This window comes from Paenibacillus sp. FSL R5-0914 (genome assembly GCF_038004525.1).
Lineage (GTDB): Bacteria > Bacillota > Bacilli > Paenibacillales > Paenibacillaceae > Paenibacillus_AQ.
The window spans coordinates 43,552-59,018 of sequence record NZ_JBBORH010000006.1; the positions used below are offsets into that span (position 1 = coordinate 43,552).

The following is a 15,467-nucleotide window of genomic DNA, read 5'->3' on the forward strand; positions in this document are numbered from 1 at the left end:
AATAATATATATTAACTTATCTCATAATTGTTGCATTTGCAATAAAAAATAAATAAATAAAATAGCGAGGTGAGTAAAGTGAAGCGTGACTTCTATGTATTAGAAATTTATAAAACTAACTCTTGGTATTTCACGATTGGAAGCCCTTATAAAAAGACTGGATAGCAAGATGGTTATGTTGCCATCCAGTCTTTTTATTGGGTTATTACCGCACAAATGGTAGTCTCTCGTTATTGAACAGTGTCCGGTAACATCAGCAAATAACTCGATCTGGCCAAAGTCTGCATTTCGTATTTCATTAATTCAGTTTCGAGTGACGTATTTTTTGAAGTTTTTTACTTTAATAACTTTAACACTTTTTGATAAAAGCTTCTTGTCGCTGACGATCCAGGTGTGATCTTTGGAGTTTTTTCTACGAATTGCAGCGAAGTTATACTTATTACCTGCGTAAATCTTAAAGCCATGAGCTGCGCAATCAGCACAAAATTTAACGCATTCACCTCTGTTCCGATTTGGAAAAGAAATCTGATCGAACACCTTGCGTTTAATGAGTAGGGTCGCACCTTGAACATTGGTTACATATTTATTCTCCATTCGGAGGTAACGAAGCAAAAGTAACTTCTTATCATTCAAATACATATAGTGAGCCCGTTTTCCAACGATATCTGCTTTAGTCTTATGGAGTATTTGCATGCTATCAGTTAAATAGTTGGAAGCGTAATAATCGTCATCATCAAATTTTGCAATATAACTATAATTCGCTAATTGCACACCAAAATTCAAACAATAACCGAGAGAATGATGTTCCGGTACTTTAAAAACCCACACATTCTTATGTTTTTTTGCAGCAGCTGTATAGTCATCTATCTTCAAACTATCATTATTTATGATTACGATAAGTTCTTTAAGATTAAAATTTTGTCGTCGATAGTTATCAAACAGTGTATTTATACAGTCAGCTCGTTTCGTACAGGTCAGAATAGATACAGCAGATATAGTGGAATCTGTAGCCCGTTTCATAATTTGATCTTTGGACTGCGTCCAACAAATGCTTTGTAATTTTTAATATTACGGATGATCTTATGGTTTGCTATTAAAGTGCTATCACTGATGATCCATGTGTGCTTTGAAGAGTTTTTTCTACGGATGGCTACGAAGTTATTCTTACTCGCAGAATAAACCTTATAACCTTTCTTTCTACTTCTGCTGCAAAAAAGATCATCTTCACCCACGTTTTTATTAGGGAATTTCACATGATCGAATACTTTACGTTTGAAGACGAGTGTAGCGCCTGGGAGATGGGTAACTGTTCGATGTTCGTCATGCGCGAAACGAAGGATTAAAGTCTTTGAACCACTTAAATACATATAATGAGCTCGTTTTCCAAGAATATCAGCATTTGTTCTATTTAATGTCTGAATACTTTCTGTCAAATAATGAGGGGCATAATAATCGTCGTCATCGAATTTGGCGATGGTATGATATTTGCATTTTGTGACGGCATAGTTTAAGCATGAACCCAGAGTTTGATGTTCTGGCTTACGAAATATCTTTATGTTTTTGTATTTTTTAGCTAAGTGTTGGTAGGGGGAAAGTGGAATTGCATTGTTATTGATAATAATGATGAGTTCTTTTTGGGCATATCGTTGTCTGTTGTAATTTTGGAGTAGGTTGTTTAAATAATTTTGACGATTTGTACAGGTAATAATAGAAACACCTTTCATCTAACCAACCCCTCAGATGCTTTTTTTGGAAAAAGTCTCATAATACGATATGTCCAAGTTAGAATAGAGTAACGGCATATTAACCTCAGGGATGCAAATATGGATTTTTATAAAGAACACAAAACCACAGTCATGACTGTGTTATCGAGATCTAGCTCAGCTTGAAGCAACAATACAGTATCTCTCCCTAGTAAAGGTCATTTTCAAAATTCAGGTGAAAAGTAGGAAGACTCAGGACAAATGATCACTATAATGGAAATAAGAGACATACTTAGATACAATCTATAGGATATAAATAAGAATTAGTCTGAATAAGAAAGCGATTAGAGGAGGCCATCTCGTGGGAAGATCATTCGCAAATTTGCATATCAAGTCGAACAACCTTGAGAAGACTGTCGGAGCATTAAGAGAGCTAAGCGAAGGGCATGCCACAGTATTAGGCAAGCCAAATAATGAGGCTCAAGAGTTCAATGTTGTCATGTACGTAAGCAAAAGCAACGAGTACTGGATCAGCGTGCTCCATGATTATTTTGTATGGGGTACGGTGAAGAAGATCGGCAAAACGCTGTCTCGGCTTATCGAGGAGCCAGTGATGACCGCCGGATATATAAATGAGGAAATATTCGAGTTGTCGTTGTTCGAGAATGGAGATATTGAGGCCGAAAGAATCTTTTGTGAACAGTGGACGAGGGATGAATATGAACAACTCAAAGAAGAGCGTCTTAACGATGACTATTTGCAGAAAGCGTTGGATATCCGCAATGAGGATTTTGACGACTTCATTAGCATTACGAGTCCGGCACAAGCCGTAGATAAGCTGTCAGAACTCGTAAGAATGTCATTATGGAGCGATTGGGAGTGGATCCCGCACGAAGAAACTCTCAAAGAACGATTTGCGAAATATGAATTTTGAAAATACATGAGCAAATGGCTAAGGTCATCTGAGATGACACTTTAGAACATGGCGGTGAGAGAAAAGAAATGGATAGATTAAAGAACAGTGGATTTTATAAACTTAGATTCTTCATAAGGCCGGAAGAGTTTGAAAGCGTTTTGAAGCTTTTTGAACATAAGCAAGCGCAATTTTATCTAACCAATTATGCCCAGACAGAGCATGACCAGAATCAGGTGTATGAGGCGTATCAGTCATTTTATCATTATTTTACGGCAGAGGAAAAAAGGAATGATGGTCACCCATTCTTTGTTTATTCCATTTCTGTTGCGTCTGATAATGAAGGCTCCGGATTTTTTGCGAGAAATGAAGGTGTCCATTTTCCCTATTACGGACAATGGGCAGAGGATGAATTGCCGTGTATCTTGCTTTCATTTCCTAAAGGCTTTCAAATGGATTTGGAAGATGAAAACGGGAAGTATTATATCTATGAGGATATCAGGGATCATAAGCCGTTAACATATAAGTTTTTCGATGAAATAAAAGACTCTATTAATAAAATGACAAAGCCGCTTCGCTTCTCGGCGCATGACGCAGATGCTATGAAGGAGCAAAAGCCTTCTGTGCGTATAAGCCATGATGCGATTCACGATTTGAGCAAATCGTGGATTTTCAGTAAATACGGGCTTGTGATCAATGGCAAAAAAGGAGGATTAATGGATGCGGAAAATATGGAAAAAAAGAATTCTGATCAATAATCCTGCCCTGCTGGACCGGGATCTGATCGAGCGGGATTTGCACGACGGTAACCAAGTGATTATTCAATTTTCTCACCCGGATTTTTATGGCTCCATATTGGAAGAAGTGGATGAGCTTTGCGCGCGCTGGAATGAGGATTTCGGAGTACGTTTCTACGCCCACTATTCGCTGTCTTTTGATTGTCATACTCTCTTGCGGATTCCTCATGTGAAAATGCTGCACCTCGATAGTCTCACCCAGGCACATAACACTGAAGCATTGGCGAAGCTGGATCACCTGCGCAGTTTGAGCATAGGCATATACGAGCTGGAGAATTCGGAAATTCTGGGGATTGATACGTTGCACTCTCTAAATAAATTAAACATTATCTCGGATAAAAAGACCCTCAACCTGCAATATTTTAGAGAGTTCTCTGATCTGGAGGAATTGCATGTAGGAGGTAAGGTTAAAAACCTTGATGCTATAGGTTATCTGGAGAACTTGAATTATCTCGCGCTGCATTCGATCAGCAAACTGCCGTTACATTGTATTAACCGGCTGAGGAAGCTGGAGCACCTTCGCATTTTGCTTGGAGGCCGGGAGCACATTCATGAAATTGAAGAGAATACAATCGAGAACCTGGAGATTACTAGAGTCCGCGGCTTCCATGACCTGACCAATATTACAGCCTTTCAAGCGCTGAAGAGACTTGTTATTGAGGATCAAATCCAACTGAAGGAAATCAGCTTTAACCAGGAAATGAAGGCACTGGAGGAACTTTCTATTAGGAATTGTAAAGGCTTAACCCGTTTGGCGGGAATGGAGCAACTACCTTTGCTGCACACGCTTCGTATTCTCAAGACGGCAATCGATTTTGATTCCTTTATCCATCAGAAACTTCCGAAATCTTTATCTTCAGTGGAGTTTGCAACTTTCAAAAGTAAAGCAGACCGGGAAATACAACAATCTTTAGCAAAATTGGGTTTTCAATAAAAGTTAGGATCGTTCAGTTAACAGGAGGAGTATTTATGTACATCGTATCTCAGCCAAAACCGCTATCTGACGGCCAAAACCAAGCACTTGCGAAGGAAGACGTTACTGTTTATCCACAGGGCTACCTCAGGTTTTTGCGGCGATTCGGTGAAGGGACTTACAGAGGGTGGTTGAATGTTCAGCTTCCCGATGCGGAGGTGCTTAAACCTTTTGCCGAGTACGGATTATGGGAGCATGACGAAAACAGCCCCATTAGTGAGCAACAGATCGGCGAGTGTATCGTTATAGGTACAACGGTGGACGGTGATTTTCTGGCAGTACATCCCCAGACAGCTAGGCTGCTCTGGCTACCTCGGCATGCGGAGCACGTAAAGGCGATTTCCCTGCAGGCACGGGAGCAGGAAGACGAAGGGATGTACGCCTTGGTGCTGGATGAAATATATCGTCAGGTGTATGGAATCAGCCAAGGGGAGAGCATCTACTATGAACCGTGGACGGGCACTCGGAGCCATCTCTTTTTGCGTTTGCCACAAGGACAGGATCAGCTTACGCTGCCCGAACTGGCCGACTTATGCCAAAACGAATTTCCGCCGGATTTGTCCATTGAGAATGCCTATGCTTGTTTCCTGTTCTACCGGCAGCTGGGCGGCTATGTACGATTGAATTATGCCTACCAGCAAGAGGTGGCTGTCTTCTATGAACAGGATGCGGGGCAGGCGTTTGAAGTTATGGAGCAGTGGCTCTTGTCGAAAGGCTGCGAAGCGATCTCAGAAAATAACAGATGATCCGGATACTCCTTAAGTGTGGGAGAGGGAGGTATGTATGAAACTAGTTTTTACTTTGGATACACATGGAACGTGTGTGGGTCAATTGAGAGATGAGCTGCTGCCCTTAGAGGAATTAGCAAATACATGGAAGTTTCCCTATGATATCTTTTTTGTATTGCGTGTTTTACCTGAAAGTTATGGTCGAACAACATCCAGACGTTTTGATAGCAGGGATCATACCCTCGAATTAGATATCAGCATAAGTTATGAACAGTACCAACGGATGTCCAAGCATGAGCAACGTGAGGTATTAGGCAGTCACCTTTGTAACTATTTGTCAGAGTCAGTCGCTAAATATAATAAGCATGCAGATAAGGAAACTCAAAATCAACTACTGGATCTGGTGAAAAAATGGATGCTTGAAAACAATTGGCTAAATGGAAAGCTAAATCAAGCACGGAAACTACTTTCGCAAGACATGGGTCTTTATGAAGTCAGCCAAAAATTGCAGATGCCATTAGAAGAGATTGAGTATATCCTTCTCCGTATGAATGACTATGAGCCAACTGACGTTCATCCTGATAACATTGTAGCAGGAAAAGCGCCGCCATATCATTTGTAGAAGATTGGAGAGATATCCAAAACTTACAATAAACCCATGTATAAGGAGAGGGGATCGAACTTATGTATGAGCGTTTGGCAGAAAAACTGAAAACGACCTCCGCTTTAAAATGGTTTCCTGGCCATGGTGCGGAAGAAAGCTGGATAGCAGAAGCTGAAGAGGAATTAGGATTCTGCCTGCCGCCATCTTATCGCTGGTGGCTGGTTCATTACGGTAATGCCCGGTTGGGAGACGGCAATATTCTAGCGATCGCAGCTCCGGAACATAGAGAGTATTACGACGGCGACCTTCTTTACATACATAGACTGAATAAAGCCGAGGAATGGTGGGTAGGTCGGTTTCCCCACAGACTGGACTTGTTCGTGCCGGATAGCGACGAGCTTTATTTTTTTGATACGTCTACTAGAGATAAACAGGGGGAATTTCCGATCATGTGTTATGATCTCATGAATGATTTGATCGACAAGTATGCTTCAACGTTTGCGGAATTTCTAGAACGGCTGATTGACGAGCGTTCTTAAATAACCTGAGCTGATCGACTAATGGAAAGGAGGACCATTATCATGAAGCCGATGCAAGAAATAGAGACGCTGGCGATAGAAATCGCCGCTGCTGCCAGAAAGTCATTTCGTGCTCTTTTTGAAAATGGCGAACATTATTATTACTGTACGCTACATACTACTGGCGAGGGACATGCGCCTAGCATCTCTGCCTGGTCGTGGGAAGCTTTGGAGATGGAATCGACCAGACAAGGAGACGAAAGTGACACACCGGGTTCGACAATTGCTGAACTGATCAAATGGTCCTATGCCGATTCACCCTATTGTTGTTTCGGGGATGAGAACTTCGATCACGTTAAACAACGATTCATCGAGCGTCCTTTCATTGCGGATCTTGAGAATGACGAAGGGAATCGCGAGTTTGATTTGAGGCTGAAGGCCATGGAGCTGGCAATGAAAATGCTCGATGATGAAGGTGTGTTTGCATTGAATCAACTGCGAGAGTCAGTATGCGTCCTTGTCGAAGTCATGCCGCCGGATGAGGTTAATACCGAAATTGCCCTACGTTTAAATCGGGCGGAATCACCGGTTATGCAAGCATGGTTGGCGGAAGCGGCGGAGTAGAAACGTTAGTCTCCCGTACTTTGGAATCTTGCCACTTTAGTCGCGAGTAGTTCAATCAGTTGCTGCCACCAGTGAAAGCCGGCAGTCTTCACAACTAACTAGCCCACTCCTAGTAAGGTGTAATTAGTATATATTTTGCGACTGATCGGAAATCTAAAGCTGATTCTGAAGCCTGAATCTTGTGCTCTGATAGTTAGTAAAAAACGGGAGCGTATTAATCCACGAATTAAATTGTTCAGTCTTGTCGTATTACCTGAATTAATTGCGGCAGTGACACGCGTTGCAAATGGAATATCAGTCGCCAACCTGAGGTATAAGGGAAGAATAGCTTGTACTACTACGAGATGTTCTCCCACTTTATACTTACTTTGAGCGGGGTCAAGAAAAAAACCGTTGACGTATAGTCGATCCCGCATAGGTGTACGAAAGCCGAAACTGTACCCTGATCCCAATTCTGCAATTGGGGCATGGCTTACCTTTTGAAACAGTCTTTCCATCTGCACAAAATCAATCGTATTCACCGCTTGTACCCATGCAGCTGAGTATGCTGGATTGCGCACGATTTCGCGATAGAAGGGCAGCACATTTCGTATCGTTCGTCTTAAAATTGCAGGTGTTATAAATTCGTTTTGCTGTTTGCGAACGGGGAGTTGACGTTTTCTTTTCTTATTCAATATGCTTCCCTCCTTGAAAATTCAGTTATCTGCAACATATGCTTTACCGGAAAGGTACGTTTGGACATTTCATCGAAAAAGCACTCCAGGCTTTCGGGATTTAGATTTACTGCTAGAACGATAAGAAAATTACTTAGCAAGAAATGACGCGGCTGCCGGTAGGAACGGTTTAGTCGCGTTTTTTTTGTGTGCTGCAGCTTGCATGGAAATGATCGATATTCTCTCCCGAAATGTAGGTATACAAGGATGAAATCTGTTTTATTTTTCAATGCTCGGATATCCGCTATCATCTTCATTTGCTCCTTGACAACGAAGATTGTAATGCGTGAAGTGCGAGCAGTAATCGTTCCTTGCTACAAGTTGCTGTCTCAAAAATAAGGTTTTTACTTATGAGCCGGCAAACATCATGAAATGAAAAATCATGAAATACGAGGATCCATTCTTGCCGTGCCTTCCATAAGGTAACATACATAGAATGCAATGGAAGAGCGATAAGGAGGGGGACGGCATGGTTTCGAGAAAACGACTTATGGCATTTATTCAGAATGCGGAAAAGGCATGGGAGAAAGTAGTCTTTTCGTATGATCTAAACAGTCCACCGATTCGAATCGGTGATTTTGATTACTACAGACTTCCCTTGCGATTCTCGACCCGAATCAAAATTTTTCGGTATTATCGCCAATTTTGGAACAATGTGTACGCAAATCGCATGATTTGCTCCGCAGGTTTTAAAAACATTCGAGGACGTCTTTACTCTCCTGATGCAGATACGGGGGGATTGCCTAGCAGAGTGTTGGGTTTAAAAATTATAAAACAGACAAGCACAAATATAATAGTTGATGCTATTCTAGGTATTCCAGGCGACTCAATCGCTGATGGGGAAACTATTCGTTATTTCATCTTGCGCAACCCATCCACCCAAGTACTTACGATCAATTTACGCAGAAGCCGATATGCCGATTACCGTTACGATCCATGCAAAAAAAAGAGTAGGATACTAAGAAGGAAAAAATGAAATAGCGCCTGTTATATAGGGAGATAAATTATTCATTGAAAAAACTGATTGCAGAAAGAAGAGCTAGAGCTTTTATATTGAGATGGATAGTAGCCAAATCGGTAAAATGAATTATTGAACTAACAGAAAACGTTACTTCAATAAAACAGCGACAGCCTAGGACTTTTTTCTCGTCCTGTGCTATCGCTGTTTTAATTTCTAGGTTCAGTGTAATATTTTACTTTCTGCTGACAACTGTATGATTCAGTGTGAACCCCTTGTCATTAACTCCCTATCCCTTTAGCGAGCCGGACGTGATGCCGTTAATGATATATTTTTGCATGAAAATGTAGAACAGAATGAGTGGTGCGACCGCTAGGAGCATCATCGGGAAGAAATTCGTCCAGTCGGTCGAGAATTGCCCAATATTGCGGAACACTTCTAAGAGTAATACACCCTTTGAACGGGATTGCAAGAACAAGAGCGGTGTCATGAAATCATTCCACACACCCAGCGTATTCACGATCGCTACAGTGGCAATCACCGGCATAAGCAGCGGGAACACAATCTGCAAGAAAGTTCTCCACACCCCACAGCCGTCTACTTTTGCTGCTTCTTCCAGTTCAAATGGAACGGTAGAACCGATAAAGCTTTTAATTAAAAAGATAGAGAGCGGGAGGCTGTAACAAATTTCTATAAGAATAACACCCGTGTGGGAATTCATAAGTCCAAGCTGGGATACTTGTTTATAAAGTGCCAAGATCCCCATTTGGTACGGTACCATCATTCCAACCATGAATAAAAGGAACACGAGGCGATTGAAGCGGTTCGTATGTCGTACCAAGCTGTAAGCAGCCATCGCAGAAAACATAACAATACCCGCGACGGAGGAAATCGTAATGAGAAGGTTATTTCCTAACACATGGAAGTAGTTCATTGCTTTAAAGGCGCGAACGTAGTTGTCGAATGTGATATTAATTGGAAGGCCCATCGGACTAGAGACTGCATCAGCTGGGGTTTTAAAAGTCGTGATAATCAAATAGTAAATAGGGATCAAAAAAATCGCGGCTATGACGATCAAGAGAATTTCAGTAACGGCAGACCCTTTAGTATATCGATTCATATTACCGCCGCTCCCACATTTTGATTAGTGTAAAGTGAAGAAAGGTGATGAAGCCAACGAGGATCACGAAGACGATTCCGAATGCGGCTCCGTAGCTATAGAAACCTTCACTGAGCCCTTTTTTGATCATGAGTGATACGATCGTTTCAGTAGAATACCCCGGGCCACCTCCAGTCAAGGCATAAACAATATCAAATACCTTCATACCGTTTATCATCCCCATAACCGTATTGAAGGTGATCGCTGGAAGCAGTAGAGGAAGCGTGATATAACGGAACAATTGCCACCCGTTCGCTCTGTCGATCTTCGCCGCTTCATAATAATCTGTTGAGATGCTCTGTAAGTTGGCCAAATAAATAACCATTGTGTAACCCACCCACTGCCATACGGAGGCGATAATGACTGAGTAGAGCGCAAGACGCGGATCTCCGAGAAAATTGATGCGTTCGAAGCCAAGAGCAACTACTAGTTGATTAATCAAGCCGAAGTCGGAAGGTGAGTACATAAAATTCCAGAGAAAACCGATAACCAATACGCTGAACACCGCAGGAAGGAAGAACGCAGCCCGCAGCAGATTTTTTGTTTTTAATTTTTTATTGAGAAATACCGCTAATGGAATGGCTAGCAAATTCTGTCCGAGCATCGCGAGTACTGCATAGATTAATGTGTTGCTAATCCCTGTTAAATAGAGGGAATCTTTAAATAGAGCGATATAATTGTTTAATCCAACATACTTGACAACAACGGGATGTACGTCTGACCAGTTCGTAAAGCTGTATACAGCGGTCTTTAACGTCGGATATATGAAAAAGGTACAATAAATAAGTAAGGCAGGAAGCAGAAGCAGAACATAATTGATTTCTCGTTTGAAAATGTTTGGTTTGTTCATATGCAACAACCTTTAGCTTATAGGATGTACAAGGAGCAAATCGCTTTGCCCCTTGTAATTTATACGACCTATTTAGATTTCTCCAGCAGTTCAACTGCTTTTTTGTCTACCGCTTCTAGCACTTGTCGAGGCGTTTTAGTACCTGCTATGATTTCTTGAATACCTTTTCCTAGATCTGAGAAAGCAGGGCCAGCAACGCCCCAATTATTAACAGGGTACATGACATTGCCCGCCTTGAAAGCTTCTTGAGCACCGTTGTACTCTGCTGGCATTTCAAAAGTAACCCCTTTCAAAAAAGAGGAACCTCCTTTATTATCGACCCAGTAAGCATTCTGACCTTCTGGTGTAGATAACAGGTCAAGCACCTTGTACGCTGCATCCTTGACTTTGGACTTCGCATTCAAACCAAACGATACCCCTGGACCACCGACCATCCAACCCGGGCCACCTTTTGTACCCAGGTTCGGGAACATATCAATCTTCATGTCAGGCGCCTTTTGCTTAAAGGTTTCCATATACCAAGGTCCTGCTTGGAACATAGCTGCCTTGCCACTTGTAAACTCATCAATCGCTTGTTCTTCTTCAAGCCCAAGCATATCTTTGGTGAAGACACCACGTTTCAAGTATTCGGTCCATGTCGTCAAAGCAGGCTCCAGGGCATCGACCATTTTTGAGTTTCCTTTACCAAAATCATCGTTCCATTTTTTTCCTTCGGTTGTGCCGATAAATTCATTAAGTGCTAAACCAAGGAAGGACTGGCCTGCTACGTTAGGATTTTTTAGACCGATTGCTTGCGGTTTAATTCCATTTTTCTTAAGTACTTCAGCTACTTGGAAATACTCATCAAGCGTTGTTGGTACTTTTAGGTCATATTTGGCAAATAGATCAACATTATAGTAAACCCCGTTAAACCAACTAGCTTGCGGCAATCCGTACAGTTTATTATCAAATGTCGCGGTGGACGTGCCGGTTTCATAATACTTGCTAGCATAACGTTCTGTTAAATCTTCGAAATATCCTGTCTTGACGGTATTTGCGTCGATTACTCCACCGATAATGTCAGGACCTTCGCCTGCTGCAAGCTGGGTCTTGATGACATCTACGTAAGTCTTGTTATCGATGAACTGATACTCCACATCTATATCGGGAAGTTTATCTTTGAATAATTGCAGAAGTGCCTTTACACTGTCTTCTTTGTTCCAATATGATAATCTAACCTTCACTTTTTTTACCGGTTCGGGAGCCTTTGATTCTTTCGGCGCCGCCGTATCATTTGGTGTTGCACTTTCCTTTGTGCTGCTGTTGTTCGTACTGTTGGAACTGCAGCCTGTTATGAGGATTGACAAGGCGAGTAAAGCAGTAGTGGGAATTAACCACGTTCTCTTCATACAAAGACCTCCCAAATTTAAAATTTGTTTTGCGGTATAGATTTCATTGTAATGTAAATACCATTTCCATCGAAATAACAGATTTTTGCGAAATCTAACAGAATCCATCTGACAATAGAAACCAAATCATGTGGTTAATGTATCATGGTATGAATTGGAATGCCTAGTGTGCTATGCTTTGGTTTGTAGTGAGTATCCTCTGGAAGCGAGTAAATACCGCCCGATGAACGGTTAGGAGGAAAATATGTATCATATTCTAGTAGTCGATGATCAACAAGCCGAAATCGATGCTATTGAATGGCTTATTCAGAAGCATGCTCTACCCTTTTCTGTTGCTCAGGCCAACGATGGGGAAGTAGCGCTGGAATATATTAGGGGCCATCATGTAGATCTGTTATTCACGGATATTCGCATGCCATTCATGGACGGTTTAGAGTTAATCAAGCAGGCAAAGATAGTCATTCCGGACCTTAAGGTGCTTATTTACAGTGCTTATGGGGAATTTGAATATGCACAAAAAGCGATTCAACTTGGAACGGTTAGTTATATGTTGAAGCCAATCGATGTGAAGGAATTCCTCAAAGTATTCCAATCCATAATCGCTATACTAGATGACGAACGACTTCAGAGAGAGAAGGACGAGTTGCTGATCAAAGGTTTTCATAAAGGAGTGGCGTATGAGAAACAAAAGCTCCTGTTTGATCTCATTCAAGGTCGGGAAAGTGACGTCCATTACGAGGAACGGGCAGCTTTTGCTGGACTAAATCATCTGGAAAATAAGCGGATGTATATGATTATGATTGGATTGCAAAATCACTTTTTTGATCAACATCATACAGAAGCGTTTGAATTTCTTCAATCGACTAGTAAACATGAGATGCTTTTATTACATATCAATGAATACCAAAGCATCATGCTCGTCGTAATTGATCCCGCTTCAAAGAACAGCGATAACGGGCAAGAGCTTATGACTTATGGAGAAAAGGTTAAAGAATGGCTGGAGACTCGCTTCGACCGGCGATGTTTAATTATTGTCGGTAGTCCGGTAGATAAGCTAGAGGGGCTTCATGGCGAGTTCACCCAAATGGAAGAGTTAATGAATTTTCGGTTTTTTATGGATAGAAGTGTCGTTTGTTCCAAAGATGCCGAAAGCATTCATGACCATATAGACGACGAATCGTTAGAGCTTATGCTTAAGGAGATTTATACTTCCATTGCACGAAATGAATATCGTACACTCGAGCATCAAATAGAGTATCTCATTGCGAGTATGCGAAATAGTAAGCGCTTTAGTTCTACGTATGCCAAACTTTTATTTACAGAAATATTGAAAAAAGTAGTAGAGCTTCAAGGCAAAAAAAGCAGCAGTTTACTAAAGGAAGGTTTGGAGCGAATCGCACTTTGCAATTCAATTGCTGAGTTGAGGCAAGTCATTTTATCCGTTTTTCAGGAACATTTGCTGCAAATTAAAACGAATACAGATGATCAATGCCGCAAAGTAATTGAAGATGTACAGATACTCATCCAGATGGAGTACGGAAATGATATTGGGGTTGACTATTTAGCTAATCGTGTCTTTTTATCGCCAAGTTATTTAAGTTTCCTCTTTAAAAAAAGTACAGGTCAAAGCCTAATCAAATATATTACAGCTGTACGTATGGAGCGAGCGAAGGAGCTACTGCGAGATTCAACGATTAAAGTTGTTGATATTGCCAGTACAGTTGGATTTGCGAATACTTCCTATTTTAATTTAATGTTTAAGCAGCATAACGGCCTGACTCCTATTCAATATCGGGAGGGTGGCGGAAGAAGATGAGTCTGCTCAAATTTATTCGTAATATCCGCCTGCGTCAGAAATTATTGCTTTCATATGTGATTGTTATCTTCCTGCCAACGATTGTACTGGGCTTGTATGCCTATCAAAGTTCCAAAGCTTCATTGAAAAGTCAGGTTCAGCAAAGCGCGGATAACGAGGCGAGGAAGCTGGCGTTAGAAATTAGTTACCGTCTTCAGAGACAGGATGTATCCATGAAATCGATTGTATTTCATCCTGCGCTTCTTGATTTGATGAGTAATCCAGATCAGGATTTGTACGCTCAATTTAAGACGTTGAATGATAAAATTGAACCTATTTTTTTTAATTTAATGTATATGGTTGGGGATATGACTGAGATTATGTTGTATTCTGAGAATCGGCAATCCGAATTAGGAAACTTCATTACGCCTTCTTCAGCAGTTAAGGATAAGGATTGGTATGAAGCGACAAAGAGCAGCGAGTCAACGAAGTGGTGGTTCGAGGATGGAGAATTGTTTGCCACTCGAGTGATTCGCGATATCGATCTTCAAATCGTGAGCGCTGAACTTTACGTCCGGTTTGATTACAATAAAATCTTCGGTGATTTCATTGGCAAGATGAATGAAGGTAGGGGCATCATTATTACCGATCAAAAGAATCAGCCGGTGTTAACAGAGCATGCCCCGCAGATGGATGATGTTCAGCTTCAATCCCTTTCAAGGAGTGGTACTTCAAAAGCAAGCTTAGGTGGCGAATCCTACCTAGTTATAAACAAAGATATTCCGCAAACCGATTGGGTCCTGCATTATTTGGTTTCCGATGATCAATACAATACAGGCATTCGCAATATTTTAAGCGCCACGGGTATCATTGTACTCATCTGTATGGTTTTCCTCAGTATTATTATCTTCTTGTTCTCTGAGACGCTGTTAAGAGGAATCGAGAAATTAAACACCAAAATGAAGATGGTGGAAGATGGTGATCTTACAGTTGTTGTTTCCACGAATTCCAAAGATGAAATCGGGCAGCTTACCGATCGTTTCGGTTCTATGCTTAAACAAATTAATCAACTCATTTCGGAAGTATATCAAACAAAAGTCACGCAAAAGTCAGCTGAACTCAAAGCGCTGCAAGCTCAGATCAATCCCCACTTTCTATATAATTCTTTATCTTTAATTAATTCCAAAGCGCTGCGAATCGATGCTCAAGAAATTAGTGACTTGGTAAATAACCTTTCTAGTTATTACAGAACGACTTTAAATAAAGGGAAGCAAATTATTGCGATTCAAGATGAATGGACTAACGTTCAAGCATACATACATATTCAATTAGCTATGCACAATTCAAGATTTGACGTAGAATTCGATGCCGACGACAAGGTATTTCAATTTGAAATGATTCATTTGATTTTACAGCCGATTGTTGAAAATGCGATTATGCATGGCATCGATCTGAAGCGGGAGGGGCGAGGTAAACTCATCCTGCGGGCAAGTCTTGACGGTGAGGATATTGTTTTTGTCGTGGAGGATAATGGCGTCGGTATGGAACCGTATATGATCGCACGTATTCTTGAACATGAAAGTTCCGGCTATGGGATTAAAAATGTGCAAGAAAGATTACAGCTCTTATTTGGATCCCAGTACGGGATCAATATTCATAGTCAACCTGGGATTGGCACTTCCGTTATCGTACGCATACCGCAGTATCGTCACATCAGAGAAGAAGATTCATGATCACATAAGGG

The 15,467-nt window shown here is 41.2% G+C and carries 16 protein-coding genes; 10 read left to right on the forward strand and 6 right to left on the reverse strand.

The window, feature by feature from the left end:
• Nucleotides 1–303: 303 nt before the first annotated feature.
• Together MKX60_RS31180 and MKX60_RS31185 are read right to left on the reverse strand one after the other, a co-directional pair.
• Complete coding sequence (locus tag MKX60_RS31180; protein WP_042189343.1) at nucleotides 304–1,020, reverse strand: glycosyltransferase; 717 nt, start codon at nucleotides 1,018–1,020, stop codon at nucleotides 304–306.
• Entirely contained in the window at nucleotides 1,017–1,724 is a 708-nt protein-coding gene (locus tag MKX60_RS31185) for a glycosyltransferase (RefSeq protein ID WP_076286234.1), read from the reverse strand. Before MKX60_RS31185 ends, MKX60_RS31180 begins: the two co-directional genes overlap by 4 nt.
• A gap of 340 nt (nucleotides 1,725–2,064) precedes the next feature.
• Between MKX60_RS31185 and MKX60_RS31190 the strand changes: the two genes are divergently transcribed.
• The 7 genes from MKX60_RS31190 (at nucleotide 2,065) to MKX60_RS31220 (ending at nucleotide 6,860) form a co-directional block, all read left to right on the forward strand.
• Nucleotides 2,065–2,637 carry a hypothetical protein gene (locus tag MKX60_RS31190; protein ID WP_076300592.1) on the forward strand — a complete coding sequence of 191 codons (573 nt, stop codon included), beginning with the start codon at nucleotides 2,065–2,067 and terminating at the stop codon, nucleotides 2,635–2,637.
• Between the two features lie 68 nt (nucleotides 2,638–2,705).
• Nucleotides 2,706–3,374 (forward strand): hypothetical protein, encoded by a 669-nt coding sequence (locus MKX60_RS31195; RefSeq protein WP_076286232.1) that lies wholly within the window; start codon nucleotides 2,706–2,708, stop codon nucleotides 3,372–3,374.
• Nucleotides 3,337–4,347 carry a hypothetical protein gene (locus MKX60_RS31200; protein WP_341062055.1) on the forward strand — a complete coding sequence of 337 codons (1,011 nt, stop codon included), beginning with the start codon at nucleotides 3,337–3,339 and terminating at the stop codon, nucleotides 4,345–4,347. The genes MKX60_RS31195 and MKX60_RS31200 overlap by 38 nt, the downstream gene beginning before the upstream one ends.
• 134 nt (nucleotides 4,348–4,481) lie before the next feature.
• Complete coding sequence (locus MKX60_RS31205; protein WP_341053248.1) at nucleotides 4,482–5,132, forward strand: hypothetical protein; 651 nt, start codon at nucleotides 4,482–4,484, stop codon at nucleotides 5,130–5,132.
• Between the two features lie 37 nt (nucleotides 5,133–5,169).
• Nucleotides 5,170–5,736 carry a hypothetical protein gene (locus tag MKX60_RS31210; protein WP_076300596.1) on the forward strand — a complete coding sequence of 189 codons (567 nt, stop codon included), beginning with the start codon at nucleotides 5,170–5,172 and terminating at the stop codon, nucleotides 5,734–5,736.
• A gap of 62 nt (nucleotides 5,737–5,798) precedes the next feature.
• Nucleotides 5,799–6,257 carry an SMI1/KNR4 family protein gene (locus MKX60_RS31215; protein ID WP_042189330.1) on the forward strand — a complete coding sequence of 153 codons (459 nt, stop codon included), beginning with the start codon at nucleotides 5,799–5,801 and terminating at the stop codon, nucleotides 6,255–6,257.
• 21 nt (nucleotides 6,258–6,278) lie between these two features.
• A complete protein-coding gene (locus MKX60_RS31220) occupies nucleotides 6,279–6,860 on the forward strand; it encodes a DUF4303 domain-containing protein (RefSeq protein WP_256716386.1) in 582 nt (193 codons plus the stop codon).
• A gap of 98 nt (nucleotides 6,861–6,958) precedes the next feature.
• Here the strand turns inward: MKX60_RS31220 and MKX60_RS31225 are convergent, their stop codons facing one another.
• Nucleotides 6,959–7,534, reverse strand: coding sequence for a hypothetical protein (locus MKX60_RS31225; protein WP_076286227.1), 576 nt, complete (start codon nucleotides 7,532–7,534; stop codon nucleotides 6,959–6,961).
• 508 nt (nucleotides 7,535–8,042) lie between these two features.
• On the opposite strand from MKX60_RS31225, the gene MKX60_RS31230 reads away from it, so the two are divergent.
• The gene (locus tag MKX60_RS31230) at nucleotides 8,043–8,549 is read left to right on the forward strand and encodes a DL-endopeptidase inhibitor IseA family protein (protein WP_042189324.1); all 507 of its coding nucleotides are present in this window, start codon (nucleotides 8,043–8,045) and stop codon (nucleotides 8,547–8,549) included.
• A gap of 271 nt (nucleotides 8,550–8,820) precedes the next feature.
• Here MKX60_RS31230 and MKX60_RS31235 read toward each other — a convergent pair whose 3' ends face one another.
• The 3 genes from MKX60_RS31235 to MKX60_RS31245 form a co-directional block, all read right to left on the reverse strand.
• Nucleotides 8,821–9,651 carry a carbohydrate ABC transporter permease gene (locus MKX60_RS31235; protein ID WP_149646055.1) on the reverse strand — a complete coding sequence of 277 codons (831 nt, stop codon included), beginning with the start codon at nucleotides 9,649–9,651 and terminating at the stop codon, nucleotides 8,821–8,823.
• A 1-nt stretch (nucleotide 9,652) separates the two neighbouring features.
• Nucleotides 9,653–10,540, reverse strand: coding sequence for a carbohydrate ABC transporter permease (locus MKX60_RS31240; protein ID WP_076286224.1), 888 nt, complete (start codon nucleotides 10,538–10,540; stop codon nucleotides 9,653–9,655).
• A 68-nt stretch (nucleotides 10,541–10,608) separates the two neighbouring features.
• The gene (locus tag MKX60_RS31245; protein WP_076300600.1) at nucleotides 10,609–11,928 is read right to left on the reverse strand and encodes an ABC transporter substrate-binding protein; all 1,320 of its coding nucleotides are present in this window, start codon (nucleotides 11,926–11,928) and stop codon (nucleotides 10,609–10,611) included.
• Nucleotides 11,929–12,172: 244 nt separating this feature from the next.
• Here MKX60_RS31245 and MKX60_RS31250 point away from each other — a divergent pair, with 244 nt between their 5' ends.
• Entirely contained in the window at nucleotides 12,173–13,744 is a 1,572-nt protein-coding gene (locus MKX60_RS31250; protein ID WP_341062056.1) for a response regulator transcription factor, read from the forward strand.
• Nucleotides 13,741–15,456 (forward strand): cache domain-containing sensor histidine kinase, encoded by a 1,716-nt coding sequence (locus tag MKX60_RS31255; RefSeq protein ID WP_341062057.1) that lies wholly within the window; start codon nucleotides 13,741–13,743, stop codon nucleotides 15,454–15,456. The genes MKX60_RS31250 and MKX60_RS31255 overlap by 4 nt, the downstream gene beginning before the upstream one ends.
• Nucleotides 15,457–15,467 lie beyond the last annotated feature (11 nt).